At 36.1% G+C, this 17,450-nt stretch carries 23 protein-coding genes and 1 pseudogene; 6 read left to right on the top strand and 18 right to left on the bottom strand.

The genetic code is table 11. From position 1 onward, the window contains the following. Positions 1-33: 33 nt before the first annotated feature. Complete coding sequence (gene purE, locus IQ237_RS02550; protein ID WP_194051973.1) at positions 34-552, top strand: 5-(carboxyamino)imidazole ribonucleotide mutase; 519 nt, start codon at positions 34-36, stop codon at positions 550-552. Positions 553-757: 205 nt separating this feature from the next. Here the strand turns inward: purE and IQ237_RS02545 are convergent. Next, a pseudogene (locus IQ237_RS02545) lies at positions 758-1,084 on the bottom strand (matrixin family metalloprotease); the annotation flags it as partial. 47 nt (positions 1,085-1,131) lie between these two features. Next, the gene (locus tag IQ237_RS02540) at positions 1,132-2,256 is read right to left on the bottom strand and encodes an RNA-guided endonuclease TnpB family protein (protein ID WP_194052231.1); all 1,125 of its coding nucleotides are present in this window, start codon (positions 2,254-2,256) and stop codon (positions 1,132-1,134) included. A gap of 1,613 nt (positions 2,257-3,869) precedes the next feature. Here IQ237_RS02540 and IQ237_RS02535 point away from each other — a divergent pair. The 3 genes from IQ237_RS02535 to IQ237_RS26975 all read left to right on the top strand — a co-directional run bounded on the left by IQ237_RS02535 (position 3,870) and on the right by IQ237_RS26975 (position 5,969). Further along, positions 3,870-5,339, top strand: a complete 1,470-nt coding sequence (locus IQ237_RS02535) for an ammonium transporter (RefSeq protein WP_194051969.1) — start codon at positions 3,870-3,872, stop codon at positions 5,337-5,339. Positions 5,340-5,505: 166 nt separating this feature from the next. Then, entirely contained in the window at positions 5,506-5,694 is a 189-nt protein-coding gene (locus IQ237_RS02530) for a DUF2281 domain-containing protein (protein ID WP_194052229.1), read from the top strand. Between the two features lie 35 nt (positions 5,695-5,729). Then, positions 5,730-5,969 (top strand): type II toxin-antitoxin system PemK/MazF family toxin, encoded by a 240-nt coding sequence (locus tag IQ237_RS26975; protein ID WP_375539894.1) that lies wholly within the window; start codon positions 5,730-5,732, stop codon positions 5,967-5,969. A 46-nt stretch (positions 5,970-6,015) separates the two neighbouring features. Here the strand turns inward: IQ237_RS26975 and IQ237_RS02515 are convergent, their stop codons facing one another. The 4 genes from IQ237_RS02515 to IQ237_RS02500 all read right to left on the bottom strand — a co-directional run bounded on the left by IQ237_RS02515 (position 6,016) and on the right by IQ237_RS02500 (position 8,019). Continuing rightward, positions 6,016-6,183 (bottom strand): SET domain-containing protein-lysine N-methyltransferase, encoded by a 168-nt coding sequence (locus tag IQ237_RS02515; protein ID WP_194051967.1) that lies wholly within the window; start codon positions 6,181-6,183, stop codon positions 6,016-6,018. Continuing rightward, positions 6,158-6,892 (bottom strand): MAE_28990/MAE_18760 family HEPN-like nuclease, encoded by a 735-nt coding sequence (locus IQ237_RS02510; protein WP_194051958.1) that lies wholly within the window; start codon positions 6,890-6,892, stop codon positions 6,158-6,160. The genes IQ237_RS02515 and IQ237_RS02510 overlap by 26 nt, the downstream gene beginning before the upstream one ends. 65 nt (positions 6,893-6,957) lie before the next feature. Then, positions 6,958-7,494 (bottom strand): DUF262 domain-containing protein, encoded by a 537-nt coding sequence (locus tag IQ237_RS02505; protein ID WP_194051956.1) that lies wholly within the window; start codon positions 7,492-7,494, stop codon positions 6,958-6,960. A 156-nt stretch (positions 7,495-7,650) separates the two neighbouring features. Then, on the bottom strand, positions 7,651-8,019 hold the full coding sequence (locus IQ237_RS02500) for an SET domain-containing protein (protein WP_194051954.1): 369 nt from the start codon (positions 8,017-8,019) through the stop codon (positions 7,651-7,653). A 224-nt stretch (positions 8,020-8,243) separates the two neighbouring features. On the opposite strand from IQ237_RS02500, the gene IQ237_RS02495 reads away from it, so the two are divergent. Then, positions 8,244-8,717, top strand: a complete 474-nt coding sequence (locus IQ237_RS02495; protein ID WP_194051945.1) for a hydrogenase maturation protease — start codon at positions 8,244-8,246, stop codon at positions 8,715-8,717. A gap of 182 nt (positions 8,718-8,899) precedes the next feature. Here IQ237_RS02495 and IQ237_RS02490 read toward each other — a convergent pair whose 3' ends face one another. From IQ237_RS02490 to IQ237_RS02475, 4 genes are all read right to left on the bottom strand, one after another. Beyond that, complete coding sequence (locus IQ237_RS02490; RefSeq protein WP_194051943.1) at positions 8,900-9,274, bottom strand: hypothetical protein; 375 nt, start codon at positions 9,272-9,274, stop codon at positions 8,900-8,902. Positions 9,275-9,293: 19 nt separating this feature from the next. Further along, the gene (locus IQ237_RS02485) at positions 9,294-10,580 is read right to left on the bottom strand and encodes a SagB/ThcOx family dehydrogenase (protein WP_194051941.1); all 1,287 of its coding nucleotides are present in this window, start codon (positions 10,578-10,580) and stop codon (positions 9,294-9,296) included. Then, positions 10,567-11,031, bottom strand: a complete 465-nt coding sequence (locus IQ237_RS02480; RefSeq protein ID WP_194051939.1) for an ankyrin repeat domain-containing protein — start codon at positions 11,029-11,031, stop codon at positions 10,567-10,569. Before IQ237_RS02480 ends, IQ237_RS02485 begins: the two co-directional genes overlap by 14 nt. A 371-nt stretch (positions 11,032-11,402) precedes the next feature. Beyond that, positions 11,403-11,999: a CBS domain-containing protein gene (locus IQ237_RS02475; protein ID WP_194051937.1), complete on the bottom strand. Its 597-nt coding sequence runs from the start codon at positions 11,997-11,999 to the stop codon at positions 11,403-11,405. Between the two features lie 801 nt (positions 12,000-12,800). On the opposite strand from IQ237_RS02475, the gene IQ237_RS02470 reads away from it, so the two are divergent. Beyond that, positions 12,801-13,265 carry a DUF29 domain-containing protein gene (locus IQ237_RS02470; protein WP_194051929.1) on the top strand — a complete coding sequence of 155 codons (465 nt, stop codon included), beginning with the start codon at positions 12,801-12,803 and terminating at the stop codon, positions 13,263-13,265. Between the two features lie 383 nt (positions 13,266-13,648). Here the strand turns inward: IQ237_RS02470 and IQ237_RS02465 are convergent, their stop codons facing one another. The 8 genes from IQ237_RS02465 to nifX form a co-directional block, all read right to left on the bottom strand. Then, positions 13,649-13,900, bottom strand: a complete 252-nt coding sequence (locus tag IQ237_RS02465; RefSeq protein ID WP_194051927.1) for a FeoA family protein — start codon at positions 13,898-13,900, stop codon at positions 13,649-13,651. Between the two features lie 126 nt (positions 13,901-14,026). Beyond that, entirely contained in the window at positions 14,027-14,326 is a 300-nt protein-coding gene (locus IQ237_RS02460; protein WP_194051925.1) for a 2Fe-2S iron-sulfur cluster-binding protein, read from the bottom strand. Positions 14,327-14,520: 194 nt separating this feature from the next. Next, positions 14,521-14,892: an iron-sulfur cluster assembly accessory protein gene (locus IQ237_RS02455; protein ID WP_194051923.1), complete on the bottom strand. Its 372-nt coding sequence runs from the start codon at positions 14,890-14,892 to the stop codon at positions 14,521-14,523. Between the two features lie 66 nt (positions 14,893-14,958). Continuing rightward, positions 14,959-15,741, bottom strand: coding sequence for a HesA/MoeB/ThiF family protein (locus IQ237_RS02450; protein WP_194051921.1), 783 nt, complete (start codon positions 15,739-15,741; stop codon positions 14,959-14,961). 10 nt (positions 15,742-15,751) lie between these two features. Continuing rightward, positions 15,752-16,069, bottom strand: a complete 318-nt coding sequence (gene nifW, locus IQ237_RS02445) for a nitrogenase-stabilizing/protective protein NifW (protein WP_096568518.1) — start codon at positions 16,067-16,069, stop codon at positions 15,752-15,754. Then, positions 16,066-16,266, bottom strand: a complete 201-nt coding sequence (locus tag IQ237_RS02440; RefSeq protein ID WP_194051919.1) for a CCE_0567 family metalloprotein — start codon at positions 16,264-16,266, stop codon at positions 16,066-16,068. Before IQ237_RS02440 ends, nifW begins: the two co-directional genes overlap by 4 nt. 117 nt (positions 16,267-16,383) lie before the next feature. Further along, complete coding sequence (locus tag IQ237_RS02435; protein WP_194051917.1) at positions 16,384-16,860, bottom strand: NifX-associated nitrogen fixation protein; 477 nt, start codon at positions 16,858-16,860, stop codon at positions 16,384-16,386. After that, entirely contained in the window at positions 16,857-17,276 is a 420-nt protein-coding gene (gene nifX / locus IQ237_RS02430) for a nitrogen fixation protein NifX (protein ID WP_194051915.1), read from the bottom strand. The genes IQ237_RS02435 and nifX overlap by 4 nt, the downstream gene beginning before the upstream one ends. Between the last annotated feature and the right edge of the window lie 174 nt (positions 17,277-17,450).

Below are 17,450 nucleotides of genomic sequence, written 5' to 3'. Positions count from 1 at the left end.
ATCCAAAATCCAAAATCTAAAATCTAAAATTCTATGAGTCTTGAAGTTGGTATTATTATGGGCAGTGATTCGGATCTGCCTACTATGAAGGATGCGATCGCTGTTTGTGAGGAATTTGGCATTGAATCCGAAGTAGCTATTGTATCTGCCCATCGTACCCCAGAACGCATGGTAGAGTATGCCCAAACCGCCCACCAACGCGGTATTAAGGTCATTATCGCTGGTGCTGGTGGTGCTGCTCATCTCCCTGGTATGGTAGCATCTTTAACCCCCCTTCCTGTAATCGGTGTTCCTGTTGCAACTCGTAATTTACAAGGTGTTGATTCTTTATATTCTATTGTGCAGATGCCAGCAGGTATTCCTGTTGCTACTGTAGCTATTGGTAATTCTAAAAATGCCGGACTCTTAGCAGTGCAGATCCTCGCTACTCATAAACCAGAATTGTTAGCAAAAGTCCAAGCATATCGTCAAAGTTTACTTGATATGGTGATGGATAAACAAAGTAAATTAGCAGAATTGGGTTATCAGCAGTATTTAGAACAGAGGCTTTAAAAAAGAAAAGTTTTAAAAAAGAAAAGGCGATTGTAAATCGCAGCTATACAAACAAAGTTCGCCTACACGGACTAGAACATACAGCAGTGTTCGGTATTCTGAGTTACAGATGTTAATGATAAAACCCTTGTGGAACAGGCATCCTGCCTGTTAACCTTGTACCTCATTTACCTCGAAACTGCTGTATAATATTGAAGGATATCAACTAAGATTTATGCTGACTAATAGCATAATTCATTAAGATAATTTGCTCTGCATGAAATGATGGTGGCATCAAACTATGAATTCTGTGATCCAGTCCATCGTGCATCACATCAGTTGGTAAATTAGAATGGTCTAAACCTAAAGTGTGTCCAATTTCGTGGGTGATAGTATTAGCAATTAAATTAGATAATTGCTCTAAATTCAAATCAGCACAATAGGAAGCATGAAGTATTTGATCTATCCGCACAGCAGCAATATTTGTCACTTTACCAGGACTAAAACTAGCAATTCCTAAATAGTCAACTGGTTGATGATGAAATAGCACCTGAACATGATTGACATACTCCCCAGCCTAAAGGCATGGGGATTCTAGGCTCAAACAGCAATTGCAGGCATAGCCTGTCTGACATCGCCTAACCTAATGGATGATGCCCCAACCATTTGAATATTAAGTGCTGCGTTTTCGTCTCTCCCGTTAACTGATTGACATGACGGACAACGCCACTCTCTGACTGATAAATCCAAGTTTTCTAAAACGTGCCTACAACTAGAGCAAGTTTTACTACTGGGATACCACTGGTCGATGAAAACAACCAAGTTATTTTTCTTTTTAGCAACCCATTCTAAGATTTGTAGAAACTCACCAAACGCCAAGTCCGATATTTTTCTACCCCAAAGTCGCTGCATTCCCTTGAGGTTTAATGTCTCAAAACACAGTACATCAAACTTGTCTGTTAACTCATGGGCTAACTTCCAGAACCAGTCACGCCGACGATTAGAGATATCTTCATATTTGCGTACTAAATTCTTTCTTGCTCGTTCCCTGTTGGATGAGCCTTTTAGCTTTTTAGAATGTTGCCTAGCCGCTTTGGTGATGGCATTTAGAGACTGTTTGAAAAACTGGGGAGACTCAATCTTAGTACCGTCTGAGCAAGTGAGAAATGTTTTCAGCCCAAAGTCAAAGCCAGCGATTTTACCTGTCTTAACTTCAACTTCTGGGCTACTACCATCATCAACAACAATAACCATAAACAATTCACCCAGGGTCGTGCGTTTAATGGTTAGGGTTTTGACTGTTCCCTCAATCTCTCTAGACTTCCAGAATTGATAAACTCGGCTACCAATTTTCACCCTGTTACCACCCAAAAACTTATAACCTGCTTGCTTAAAGGTGAAGGATTTGTACTTCTTAACTTTCTTAAATCCTGGTGGTCTTACTCCTTTCTTGTTGTGCTTAAAAAACAATTGATAGGCTTTGTCAATGCGTTGACAAATATCTTGCACTGCCTGCGATCCTACCTGCTGCCAAAATGAATTACGCTTTCTCAATTTGGCAATGTGTGACTGAAGTTTTGCACAACTCAAATACTTGCCATACATCCGGTAGTAGCGTCGATGAAGGGCAATGCAATGGTTATAAATCACCCCAGCAGCGTTAATTGTGCGCTTGAGGTGTCTATTCCGCTTGTGTTGATAGAGCTTAAACTTCAGTGTTCTCATATCGCCCATGATACCATAAATGGGTAGCCGGTGGATAGCAGCATGAAAGAAAGACTGAGTGTACGGGTTGACCCTCAAAGACTGGAAAAACTGAGAAAGGTCGCCAAACAGAAGCGAAAAACTATGACTCAAATGATTGAAGACTGGATTGATAGGTTGCAGGAAGAAAAGCCGTCCTAGAAGGACGGGGCTTTAGACCCAATTTTTCGGTAAAATAAATCGCAAGTATTCAGCTATCAGTAATCAGTAAATGGCTACGCCACGCTGCGCTAACAGCTTTTACCTACAGTTAGACAGATTTGTCTGAAAATGAGCAGAATGCTTTCAAATTTCACAACTGTTAATGAGAGAAAGCTAGAGGTTAGTATTGATGTTTTTTAGGCTCTTGCTGATAGCTGATGGCTGACGGCTGAATGCTTACAATAAATCTGCAATTTACTAGCACAAAATCAGACTTTCAGCATGATACAAGATGTCAAATGCTTTGAAAAAATATCAGTACATAAATTTTGCAGCCAGTATTTTACAGAATTGTTGTCAGTACGGACAATGCACAATCTAAAACAATATGACAAACTAAAGTTTACTCTTTGTTGACCTAAAAGCCTAAATTTGGTGCTTAGGTAATGTTACAACTAGAAATGATGTAACAGTTTTACTTTATTTGTTTATCGTTTTGTTTAATCACTATTAAATAACCTATCTTTTGCTCTGTAATCAGTATTTTTGCGTAATTATTACTTTGGGACTAAATTGTATACTTGATTAAATTTGAATTTACATCTCAGGAAATTTACTTAAATAATCCGACATTATCCGACATTAATTTAAGATTAATTTAAGATTTTTTCTGCACAATTGTGGTGTAGACGCATAAACTACTAGATTTAGAGTTCGTATACTATACAAGTATATTAAGTAACTGGTTAACAGTTTTGTTAATCTAGCGATCGCCTTCCCAATAAATACACACTAGCCAAAAATGTAACTTCGTACATAGATCCCCGACTTCTTTAAGAAACCGGGAATCTGGAATACATAATTTTTACATATAAAAAATTAATAAATTATTAAGAATTTATATAAATAAATATATTTTACCTTGAGGGTACAGTGCTATTAGGAGAAAATGCTTGTATTACAAAGGATATATCGACATTTCCCTATCCTGTGCAGAAGCATCATTTATATCAAAACCTTAAAAACTGTAATTGAATATACAGAAACATTAACAAGGTTAACATTATTAATTGTTGAATTAATTAGGTTGTGCCAAATTCAAAACTGCACATTGAGGAGTGATCATCCTTCATAAAAAATCGGGAATTGTTAATAACAACAAACTCCTAATTCCTTTTGGCATAGGAGGTAATGTATCTTATGCTATTCAAAAAAATATGTTTTAGCAAAAAAGAGAAACATCTCAAAACTAAAACATCAAAACCACGATTTTTCACATTTATTAGCGAAATCTTGTGCAATTACCCTAATTAATTTAACTTAAATTATTTGGGTAAGCCAAAGAAAATCATTCAATAATGGGCAATTATCAATTGTCAATTGTCAATTGTCAATTATCAATTGGTCAAGCTTTTCTAGTAATAAAAACCGCAATGAATCAACGAATTCGTCCCTTACACCGCCTACTAGCACTCGCTATAGGCTCAATGGTTTTTGCAATTTTCGCTCCGACAATTGTCCAAGCTGCTGATCCGCCAACAGTGGAATCTTTAGCGGACACAACCACAAAATTGCAAATTTCCATTGATACCACCTGGGTAATGCTGACGGGCTTTTTAGTCTTCTTCATGCAAACAGGTTTCGCAATGTTAGAAGCAGGTTTATTGCGACAAAGAGGAGTAGTTAACGCCTTAGTAGAAAACTTTATTGATCCATGTATTACCATCCTCGTTTGGTGGGGTATTGGTTTTGGGATTGCTTTCGGTACAAGTGCGGGCGGTTTTATTGGCACTGATACCTTTTTCCTGAGTCAGTTACCCGGTGCTGATGGTAGTTACCCAATGGGCGCACCTGGTTCTACTGCTGCACTTAATACCTATACCTTATTCTTCTTCCAATTTGCCTTTGCTGCTACCGCCAGTACCATCACCACTGGTTCAATGGCGGGAAGAGCTAACTTTGTTGGTGACTTAATTTACAGCGCCATTATGGGTGCATTTAGTTACCCCATAATTGTCCATTGGGTATGGAACTCAGAAGGTTGGTTAGCCAAAATGGGTTTCCATGATTTTGCTGGTAGTGCTGTAGTTCACAGCGTGGGTGGTTGGACAGCTATAGTGGGTGCATATTTGATTGGTCCGCGTCCTGGTCGTCCTGCTTGGGGAACACTCCCACCAGCACACAACTTAGGTTTAGCAACCTTGGGCGGAATGATTTTATGGTTTGGTTGGTTCGGGTTTAACCCCGGTTCAACTCTGGGAACTGGAAATACTGGTTTAATTGGTTTGGTAACTATCAATACAGCCTTAGCTTCCGGTGCAGGTGCTTTAACGGCAATATTTTTCCAATATACCCGTTCTCATAAATGGGATTTAAGCTACTGTCTCAACGGTGCTTTAGCTGGTTTGGTGGGCATCACTGCTGGTTGTGCGTTTGTTTTACCTTGGGCGGCAGTATTAATTGGAATCACTGGTGGTATTTTAATCGTTCTTGGCATTGATATCATTGAAGCAATGCACATTGATGATCCAGTAAGTGCCTTTGCAGTTCACGGTATCAACGGCATGATGGGTACTATCGCTGTAGGCTTTTTAGGTCAAAAAGAATTGACCATGAATGGAAAAGCAGGGCTACTTTTAGGTGGTGGTTTTGATTTATTGGGCGTGCAAATTTTGGGTATAGTCGCGATCGCTGTATTCACTGTTGCTTTTGCCTTTGTGATGTTTAGTGGACTCAACGCCATTGATAAATTGCGTGTTCATCCCAAAGGTGATGAAATCGGGATTGATGCTTACGAACACGGTGCTACTGTTTGGCCTGATGTTTACGCAGTGGAAGAGTTTGTTGAAGAACAAAAACATCATTCTAAAAATTCTCCCATTGGCACATTTGAGGGTGAATAGAAAAAATAGTAATTTAGCTATTTTCAATCATTCATAAATAAATAGATCCCCGATTTTTTAGATAAGTCGGGGATTTTTATATTTCACGCCAAGACGCAAAGGCGCAAAGGAAGAGTTAGGTTACAATGAGAATAGGGAAACACGCAACTCAGATTTATTATGATCAATTTACGAGATAAATAAAATTATTGATCAAATTCGGCAAATGCCAGATTCTTTAGTTCAGGAAGTGAGTGATTTTATCGACTTTCTATTAATTAAGCATAGCGGTAATCAATGGGAATTATGGCTTGAGTTTAAAGAATCTCTGGATATTGAAGAATATGATTTTTCTGCATACTTATCTAATTTATAAGATTATGAACAACGTTTGGCAAGTGGGGAAATTAAGTGGTAGATATCAAAAGAGGAGATGTAGTTTTCTGTGATCTTAATCCTGTTATTGGCACAGAACAAGCAGGAATCAGAACTGTTTTAGTAATGCAAATTGATCGAGCAAATGCAGTCATGACTAGATTGCTAAAAGATGAATTTCAAAAATTTTGTGATCAAGTTGGTGAAAATGCTGAAGCAAAAGGTATGACAGAAGAAAAACTCAAAGAAATTCTAGAGAGTAATGATAAAAGTTAAACAATAACCTACTCCTTCCCTCTCTGCGCCTCTGCGTGAGTAAAACTTATTCCATGACATCAAACCAAATAGGCGTTAAATCATCAACATTCCCATTATAATTGATAGTAATTTCCTGACCTTTCCGAATATATTTATAAGCAATAATCTCTATTATTTGTTGATCAAACTTTTTCACATACAGCGCATTAGGCTGATAAGAATTTTTTTTCATCTATATATTTATCAATGTTTTGTAAAATTTTAGTTAAATGTTCCACTATTTTATTTTTTTCATCAACAATCTGATGCCAAGGAATTAGATTAGAAACCTCAGAAAATGAATAGTTTCCATGAGCTAAATCACATCTCAACTTAACGACTTTATCAAGTATATGATCTATCTCTTTTTTGGGAACTTGCTCTCCATAAAAACCATACATATTTTTCAGCCCTTCAATAGTTTTAGAATCTAGGTTTCCGGAAATTGGAATATTATCTATTGACAATGAAATTTCTGTATTATCTATCACTGAGTCTAGTAATTCTTTGAGTTTATTTGCTAAATTATCCTTAACTACCTGCTTTTCATTTTGCATTGATGAATCCAAGAAAGAATCTATAAAAATTTTGCTTTTGTCATTTGCTAACCAAATCATTTTTATTTTTGGACTTAAATCTTTATAAGTTATCCCTTCCAAAGATATGGACTCATGAATAGCAACTATACCATTTCTAATAGAAGATTCTATTAAATTATACAAAAGTAAGTAGCAATGAGATTTTAAGATTTTTTGGAGATCACTATCAACAATGTATTCACCTGATGGAAAAGTAATAGAATTGGTAGACAATACCCCTAAGTTCTCAATTTTGTCTACCAAATCAAAATACTTCTCAATTTCGGCTACTCGCTTTTGAAAATCTCTGATAAATGGCTTCATAGACTATTTTGGCTTTAGTAGTAGCACCTTGATATATTGAGTAAATTTTTGTAGATTTCAATGTTTTATTTGTCTGTTAAATTCCAACCGATTGTGTTTAAACGATTAAATATTTCATGTCTGATTTTTTCATCAGATTTTTCTAAAATTACCATTCTTAATGGAGTGTTTTTAAATCTTCTTTGACGTAATGGAGAAAGATCATTAAAATAAAATCCATTTAATGAGTCTAAAGTTTTTAGGTTTTGTAATTGCAACTTATTGGTTAAAAAATCTACTAATGTGCTGATGATTGGTGAACCATCAACAATTTCTAGTTTCCCTGTTTCTTGAATTTCAGCAACAAAAATTAAAGGAATGGGTAAGCCAAGAATTACCGACTCAATGAGTCTAGATTGGCGCGTAAAATCCCATACAAATTCTCTTTGGTACTCTGGCACATAAATCTCACCAGTATCATCATCATCATCCCTAGAGATATATTTATTGACTATGATCTCTATAGTAAACTCTCTAGTATCATAATCAATTTCCTGTCTCTTTTCTTCAATTTGATTTTCTGCAATCCTAATCTTCTCTGGACGACTAATGATTTCTGCCATAGTTGTGTAAGTAAAATTTAATAGTATTATCTTGGACTGGGTGATTAGTTGGGAAATGAAAATATGTCAACGCCTAGTATAACATAGTTGTTCTATCATGTATCAACGGCTTAAAGATATTTTCTTTCCCTCTCTGCGCCTCTGCGTGAGTAAAACTTATTCCATGACATCAAACCAAATAGGGGTTAAATCATCAACTTGTCCATTATAATTAATAGTAATTTCCTGACCTTTCCGAATATATTGATAAGCAATAATCTCTATAACTTGTTGATCAAACTTTTTCACATACAACGCATTAGGCTGATAAGAATGATTAAAAAGAGAAGCATAACCAAGCGCGATCGCCCCACTTTCTCCATGCCAACCAAAATAATAATTACATAATACTGTATGAGTAATTAACTTAACTTGTTGTTTAGGAATAACAATCACATTGGCGATATCAATTATTTCCCCAGGCTCAAAATCCCTCTGAGCGAAAACACCTCTTCCTTTGATTTCTGTATCACGAACTACTAACATAAATCTATTTTGTCTGATCTGTGAGAATGATGTTTAACTAATCACTACAGATAGACGCAGAGACAATAAAGACAAATTTTTGTCACTTACTTACGGCTGCTATAGTCACTATAAAGTTAATATTTATAAACATCATCAAAATTTCCGTAAATTTTAATTTTTATTGATGTTTCTGTGAGGGAATTGTGCAAAATTGAGAATATTCATGTTATTATAAATATCCCATGCTCACGATTATTGGTTGTGGAAATCTCAATCGTAATGACGACGCTGTAGGCGTAATCATTGCCCAACGTTTACAGCAATATCTCGCCGAAAATCCCCACCCCAAAGTCCGCGTTTTTGATTGTGGTACTGCGGGAATGGAAGTGATGTTTCAAGCGAGAGGAAGTGAAAAATTAATTATTCTGGATGCTAGTTGCACAGATTCCCAACCAGGTGCTATATTTAAAGTCCCAGGGAAAGAATTAGAAGCTCTACCCGAACCGAGTTATAATTTGCATGATTTTCGTTGGGATCATGCTTTAGCTGCTGGGAGAAAAATCTTTTTAGATGATTTTCCCCAGGATGTGACTGTGTATTTAATTGAAGCTGCAAATCTTGATTTTGGACTAGATTTAAGTGCTGCTGTTCAACATTCTGCTGAGTTAGTTTTGGCAGAACTAATCACAATTATAAATCAGAATGTGATGGCTTGATTCTCAGAAGTCAGGAGTCAGGAGTCAGAAGTCAGAATATTTGATCAAAAAGCAAATTATCATCTGATAATTTTTGATGTCATTGCTACAAAGCTGACTGCTGAAAGCTGATAGCTGAATGCAGAGAATTGATAATCTAAAATCCAAAATCCAAAATCCAAAATCCAAAATCCAAAATCCAACTAAGCCCAATCACGGTAAACGGAGAGTTCATCTACCCTCATTTCAAATGGTACAGCATTAGGGTCAGGAGGACAAACGCGAATTTTGGCACTGCGAACAATACCATAAAGAATACTAGCCATTGGGACGATTTTTTGCAAAATTTTCCAATTGCTAACTTGATCTGGACATTCAATTACTAAAGTTAAAGCACTAGCATCAGTTGTCATATACCAACGACAATGAGAGAGTAAATTTTGAATAATGCGATCGCATCCTTGATAAAAGTACCGACTAATAGAATATTCTAGCTGTTGTCGCAGGATAATATCTGCTGATGTTGCTTGGATAGGGTGCTTATCATCAGCATTGAATTCTGATTCTCTTCTGCTCATTTCGGTTGCTTTTCCTATTTTATTTACCAATGGCCATTACATAAAGAACATCCTTATTGGTTCGTAGAAATCCTTGGGCTTCATCATCATAAAAAGCACCAATACCACTACAATCTATTCCCCAATAATTGCAGGATAGATATACTCGTTGTCCGATAAAACCAGCTAATTGCATAGCAGTTTGATAACTCAAATAATCGGACACAAAAAACAAAGTTACAGCGCAGTCTTTAGCCAGCGCCTGATTAATACACAAGTAACCTGTTTTTTCACTCAAATCACCCGACTGAATGAGATTCCTACCATGATATAAACCGGGTGTCATACCTTCAACACGATGCACCACCGAGTAAATTTCTATTTCCTCAAAATTTTCTGTGGGGATTGGTTGGTGAATATCTTGCCAAATTCGCCAATAGATTTCTTGAGTAATAGAATTTCTTTGAAAACGTCGAATAGAACGCCTGTTCCAAACGCTCTCAAAAAACCGTTCTCGGTGAAAATTAAATTGAGGATGTTCTAGCTTTTGCTGGTGACTAGGTTGCATTGATGTTGCTTGATAAGCATCTTCAATGAATTGATTCGCTTGAAAATAGTCAGTTCCACAGACAAAAGGAATGGATAACCTTAAACGTCTGACTGGCTTTTCTTGCGTCTCCCCCGATATCACACAACTACTAATAAACTCCTTATTCTCAAATCCTAAATCAGCATTGAGAGAGAGTTTATCAAAGTCAAAGATTAATTTGATGTTTTTTTCATGAAGATACGCTGAAGCTGCAATAGCGCCCAAATGATGTCCGCTATCCAATAAGCAATATCTAATGCTCCTGTCTTGATATTTCCAGCTAGACCTATAATAAACACAACTAACTAAAAAAATGCAGCCGTTGATACGTTTATTAGGTATAATATAACTCTCTAACCCATCATCAATTAATTCATAAATCAACGTCAGACAATTATTCTCAACTTCTAGATGGTAGATGCCGTTTATAAATCCTTCAACCTCACGAATTTGGATATAAACTTCTGTGGGATATAACGCCCCAGCAGAGGGATTTACCCGAAGTTGATAGGTTTCATTTTTGTAAATCTTCTCAAAAGTAATGGCGCTTGTTAACTTGATAAAAGCATGAAAGGGATTATCAGGAATTAATTTCAATCGCCGATAAAATTTAGGATAAACTTTAAAGGCGCGGGGTTGAGTTGATCCATCCACATAATTGGGATTCATCTGCACAGATAGGTAAGAATGCTTGGTAGCCTCATGAAAGGCTGTTCCAGAAAGCTTACTGTGTGGCATTTTTCAGTAACCTTAAAACTTCTATATTGCTGGCAAAGTCAATTGCTTTATAGTCATCCAAATTTTGTAAATTCATGTTAGGATTATGTTGTAATAGCAATCTCACTACTTCTGTCTTTCCAGCCGATGCACCATACATCAGGACAGTTGCACCATTATCATTTTGATTGTTAATATCTATGTTGGCTTCTAGTAGTAAATTCATTAAATCGTAGTGGTTGCCAAAACACGCAAACCACAAAGCATTATTGTGATCATCGTTGGTGGCATTGATATCCGCACCTGCATCTATTAATTCTTTCACCACTCGGTAAAGTCTATCTCTAGTAGCTTTCATTAAAGCTGTATCACCATTTTTACCCCGCTGATTTAAATCTTCGGGATTGTAATTATTTGCTAATAGCCATTGGCAGGTTTCTGTACTTAATTTTGGTTGATCTTGTTGACTCATAATTATAGATAGGAAAATAACTCACGCAAGAATTTACAAGACAGAAAAAAGCTGATTACTGATTACTGATTACTGATAGCTGCAAATAAAAACGGAATGGTGAGCAATGCCCACCATATTTAAAACTTTATTTGAATCAGAAAAAAACACAGTCGCTGGAGAACAAGTGTAATACCAATTCTTTGTGATATTGCCAGAGATTTGATCCCCCCAACCCCCCTTAGTAAGGGGGGCTAAGAGATGAATTAATCATCCAGGAAGAGAAAAAGTATAGCAAGCACTCAGGTAATTAGGACATCAACTGATGACAAAACTAAGATACAAATTAACTTTCAAATCTGTCACCTGTCACCTGTCACCTAGTAAAACTGTTAGCCGGCTGTCACTGGTTTTTTATCGTCAGCAAACAGTTCTCTAGCAGATTTGCATGGTTTTGGTACACCATAAAAACTAGCTTCTGCTTCGAGTTCATCTACTATATCCCAAGCTTCAATTGCTCGTTTAGAATCTGGACCATAGTTAGCAGAAATTAACCGAGCTTCAGACACAGCTTTCTGTATCTCTTTGCGTAGGAATTTTAATTTTGGTTTATCTACAAAGTTACCCTTGGTGAGAATATCAGTCACAGAAATAATGCCTAATAATTCACCTTGAATAACAGGCGCACGCCATGTATTAGTATTAGCAAATAACCGCGCTACATATTCAACATCTAAGTCAGGATTGACAACTACGCAGGGTTTAGTCATCACTTCGTACACATGAACCGCTTCGGGATCTCTACCAAAAGCTGCAACTTTGCCCACGATATCCATTTCGGTAATCATACCGTAAGCATCACCACTGTGACGAGGTTCAACAACTAAAGCCCGCAGTTCTTTGAGCCTCATTAGTTTGACTGCTTCTGCTACGGTTGCGGAACCGCGAATAGTAGCAACATCTTGAGTCATAATTTGTTTGGCTCTCATAATTCCTGCTCCTTTAATTCGGTTGAGCGAATCATTGAATTACTTCTAAACTGCTGCGATTCTCCTAAACTTTATCTCGGTAGTATTTGCACCTTTGCACCTTAATCATCAATAGATATTGAATTGTGAGGCGTGTTATTTACTACTGGCTAAAAAGCAATTACTTGATGTGAACATTCCTAAACCGAATTATTAATAATCTGAGAGATTTTCATGAATCCGGTAAATTTAGAAATAAGATTTACGCAGGTTCTATATATTTTGATCTACCGTTCTTACTCTTTACCTTGGTTTTGGTTTAACTGGGGATCAAAGTAAGAGATTTGGGATTTACTCTGTAATTGCTTCTTGTTGATGTTTAGGTTCACTGCCAACAATTTAGCTTACTTATATAGTATCACTCTGGTCAGCAGGAAATATGAATGATTTATAAAGATCCACCCATTTTTGACCATAAATCGGATTAAAAAATTGTTAAGTGGATGACAGAAGCAAAAAATTATATTTGATGTTTTTGATATCAGATATTACGATTTATTATGAAATTTATTAGTTAAACATTTAGAAAAATTCCATTAAATAAATATAAAAATTATTGACTAGAAATACTATTTCTGAATTATGGCAGCAGCGGAAAATATGAGGTTTGACAAAATAGATTTTTCATTTGTAGTCAATAGATACATTTTTGGGTTATCATAGTTATAATCTAGGTATTAATAACCTGGTTAACTTATCAATATATTGAAGACTGACGAAGTACACCAGAAATTGTAAATGTGAAATTGGAACTGTGAGTTTATGCTGTTACCAGTAGAATTAGCAAATCAAACTTTATATGAACAAGATTATTATTTGTGGTTGCGGACAACTATTAATCAACTTCGTGCTGGGCAATTTTCATCTGTGGATTTAGAGAATTTGATTGAAGAATTAGAAACTATGGGTAGAAGTCAGAAACGAGCTATGGAAAGTTTATTGATTAGACTTCTCGAACATTTGTTAAAACTTAAATATTGGGATAGTGAAAGAGAGCGTAATGAGGGACATTGGAAAGGGGAAATCAGGACTTTTCGCAGACAGATAAAAAAAGAATTAAAAGATAGTCCTAGTTTGAAACCTTACATTTTAGAAATCTTTGAGGAATGTTATGAAGAAGCAAGAAAAGAAGCAAGCGATCGCTCTCAACTTCCCCTGGATACATTTCCTATCAATCCCATTGGTTCTTTAGAACAGGTTTTAGATGATAATTGGTTTGTGGGATAATCTGGCATAAAGTATTCAGGAATCTAGTCATAAGATCCCGGACTTCTTTTATTATCATGTTAATAAAATCTGACTGTATCACATAAGTCGGGGATCTGGGTATCAACAAGTGTTATAGCTTAATCATTAAAATTTGGCTAAAATAATCATATTTCAAATAATAAATAATTCCTGTTGTTGAAAATTAGATTCTGCCATACGACTATTAGCTAGATAAGTTATCACCAAGGATAATTTTATCTTTTAATTTTGATATTTCTTGTAATGGCATATTTATGAGCAACCGACGTTTATTGAATCTGGAATTTATACAGTATACAATATTCCGTTCTTTTGGATCACATAATACCAAAAATTATTTTTTGTTTTAATAATCTATTAGTTCAACCCTCAATCACCCGCACATAAATAGCCCGTGCGGTTTGCCGATCTAAAGTCATGGATACATTACCAGCCTTAATTATGAAGGACGGAAAATGCTGCTCAACAGTGATATTAGTTCCTGTATGAATACCCATTGATATCAGTTTCTTCCTAATAGTTTCATCCTGAGTTTGACAGACAGTAACAATTCCTATTTCTCCAGGTTTGAGCAATTCCAAAGAGCAACCAGTGACACTAAAAGGAGTAAACATTGTCCGACAATAATTAACAGTAAAAAAATGAAACCTGAAATGATGAAAGATGATAAACATCCTCCATCATCGTCAAAATTCAATTATGGGTTTAATTAGCAAAGAAAGCTAAACCCTAGTTTTGTATTAAACCAAATAAGCTTCTTGGTGGGTTCTAATTGTGCAGTTGGAACGAGGATAAGTAACACACAATAAAGCAAAACCTTGCTTTAATTGATCATCATCCAAGAAGTTTTGATCATCTTGGTTGATTTCACCTTCAACAATTTTACCTACACAGCTAGAACAAGAACCAGCGTGACAAGAAACTGGTAAATCAATACCTGCATCTGCTGCTGCATCAACAATTGTGACATCATCATCACAGTCAATTGTGGTGTCTAATTCTTCTTTTTTGTTGATCAATCTTACTTGATAAGTTGCCATGTTTTACTTCTCCTCAAATTTGAATAGAACTTGTAATTTGTTGGTGAATGCTTACCTTTTTTAGTAAGGTAAATAATCTCTTCCGTACACAAAAAAATGTAGAGTGTGTCTACGGAAAAGTTGTAAATTTGTAGGTGATGGAATGGAACTTAGAAAAGTTTCCATATCTATTTTTTCCTAAGTTCCAAATTTTTTTAGCTGCAAGGTACACCGTTAGGTGAACAATCTCCTGATTTAAAAGATTTGCCACAACCACAGGTGTCAGTTGCATTGGGGTTAGAGAATTTAAAACCGCTATCCATGACACCCTCAATAAAATCAATGACGACACCTTCTAATAAAGACGCACTTTTAGCGTCAACGTAAATCAATACATTACCTTGTTGGGTGACAATATCATCATTTTGGGGCTTATTGGTAATTTCAATACCATATTCATAGCCACTACAACCACCGTTTTTAACGGAGATGCGGACACCTTTTTTAGCTTGATTTTCTTCCGCAGCAGAACCTTTTAAAAAAGCCCGCAAACGAAATTCGGCTTTTTCTGTTAAAGTAACAGTCATTTTGTTTCCTGTAGCGATTATTCTGATTTTCAGATGTGGATTAATTATTAGTTTGGTGGTGAAACTTTAAACTGATAGAGATTGAGATTGGGAATATCTCCAAGGTGCAGTATTACCGCAGACTGGACAATTGCGATCGCGTTGAGAACGACGTTTAGCAAATTCCATTCTACTGAAATCAATTGTTAGCAATTCCGATAATAATGGTTGACTAAAACCGGTAATTAACTTGACAGCTTCCAGAGCAGTTAAACAAGCTAAAGTCCCAGAAACAGCCCCTAAAACTGAAAAACCCCGGCGATCCCAATCTGGTTTTTCTGGAAACAAACAGGACAAACAAGGAGTTACACCAGGAATAATTGTTGTTAGGTAAGCCTCCATTCCATCCATTGCTGCTTCCACCATTGGTTTACGCCACTTTACACAAGCTTCATTTAATAAATTACGCTCGGTAAAATTGTGGGCGCAGTCCAAAGCCATATCCGCAGATTGCACCAACGAATCTACATTTTCGGGGGTAATATAATCATGAATTGCCTCAATTTGCACATCAGGATTAATAGCTTCCAGAGTTTCTTTAGCCTTAAAAACTCTTGGTTTTCCCACCCAATCATCAGTCATTAAAATCTGACGATTCATGTCATCGAGACGCAAATCACCACCCCGGACTAGGATGAGCCGCCCAACGCCCGCTACTGCTAGGTAAAGCGCCGCCGTTCCACCTAATCCCCCCACACCAGTCACCAGAACCGTCGCTGATTTTAGGCGCTTTTGAGCCACTTCGCCAAAATTTGGCAGCATCATTTGGCGACTATATCGCTCTAATTCTTTAGGCGTTAGGTTGATCAATTTATACCTCCTAATCAGACGTGATTTCTGTTAGCGTGACTACATTTTTTGGTTTGTCATTGAACACCTTGAACAACTTTTGTTCATGAGGTGTGGATTCTATAAAAACTTGATAAGCTTGTTGCAAAGCTTGGCTGTATTTTTCTAATTTTTCTGCTGCACTTAGATTAGGATATTGCTCATCAATTTGATACATAAATTGAGAGAATTTTTTTAAGATATGCAGACGATTGACATTGACAAAGTGTTGATCGTAAGGCAGATTAAAAAACTGAAAATATGCTTCTGCATCTACGATTTTTTTAAATTCTTCAATAGTTCCAGTCATTTACCGTTCTCCATTTTTTTTAGTTGTTGCTTGAGTTGATCTAACTCTTGATAGATTTTGTAAGTCTCATTGGCAACATCCATCAATTTTTCGTAATCTGTAGGTAGTCCTTCAGCTAAATCATGCAGATCCATTTTCATTTGACCTGCTTTACTATTTAGCTTTTTAATTTTCGTTGTGAGTTCCTCAATGGTCATTGGTCATTGGTTATTAGTCATTAGTCATTAGTCATTGGTTATTAGTCATTAGTCATTGGTTATTCGGTTATTTTCCCAAGCACCAATCACCAATCACTAATCACCAATCACCTAAAATTACAAATTTCCTGCTTCGGGAAAACGTTTGGCTAGTTCAATTCCTTTCTCAACAAACTTTTCTCCCTCTTCATTTAGCTTTTCTAGGGATTCAAAACCAAAACGGTGAGCATCACGCAAAGTTTTTACAGTTAATAATAAACGACCAGAAAAAACTAAAGCCCAACCAAAACCTTCATGACCTAATTCAATTACCACATTAGAAAGTAATCCAGTTTCCTTTTCTATGCTTGAGGCGATCGCTCTAAAAAAAGCATTAATTCGGGAAATAGTAGCTGGATCAACTTCACCTTCAGTAGAAATTTCTTTTTTCTTTTGTTTAGTCACTACAAAAGGTTTAAGAATCAATTCATCAGACCAATTTTTGTAAAATCCATAGCTATCATTAGCGCGGATTTGTTGGACCAATGTTTTCAGAAAAGGTGAAGAAATTACTGTATCTGTCGCGTTTCCGTTCACACTATTATTTTCACTCATACCGCAGCTTCGTTTTCTAGTTCCTCTAAAAAGTTAGATTTCTTTTGACCTAAAGCTTTACGCAACCAAGGTGGAGGATTCCCTTTTAAAGTTTGCACTAATTTAGTCAAGATTTCTTCAATCTTTTCTTCTTCAGACTTCGCCTTAACAGGTGTCACACCATGTTTAATTAGACGAGCAGCCGCACTACCACCAATAGCTACTACATAAACTATTGTACAATCTTTTAAAGCATCAAGTTTAGGGGTAATTTTATCCTCATTACCATCTTCTTTCAAGTCGCCATCAAAGGTTAGAGTTTCTAGAAATTGATATCCTTCATCTGTAATTTCATAGACATCAATTTCCTTAGCCCAACCAAAATGAGCATTAACATGAATTCTGTCAGTTGTTGTAAATGCAATTTTCACTTTCATTTGTCCTTTGTCATTAGTTATTAGTCATTAGTCATTAGTTATTAGTCATTAGTTATTAGTCATTAGTCATTAGTCATTAGTCATTAGTTATTAGTTATTGAGTTCTTTATACTCCCAATTACCAATTACCAATTACCAATTACCAATCACCAATCACCAATCACCAATCACCAA

This window comes from Sphaerospermopsis sp. LEGE 08334 (assembly GCF_015207205.1).
Taxonomy (GTDB): domain Bacteria; phylum Cyanobacteriota; class Cyanobacteriia; order Cyanobacteriales; family Nostocaceae; genus Sphaerospermopsis.
Note: the sequence above shows the minus strand (reverse complement) of the source record. Positions and strands in the feature narration are given on the sequence as shown.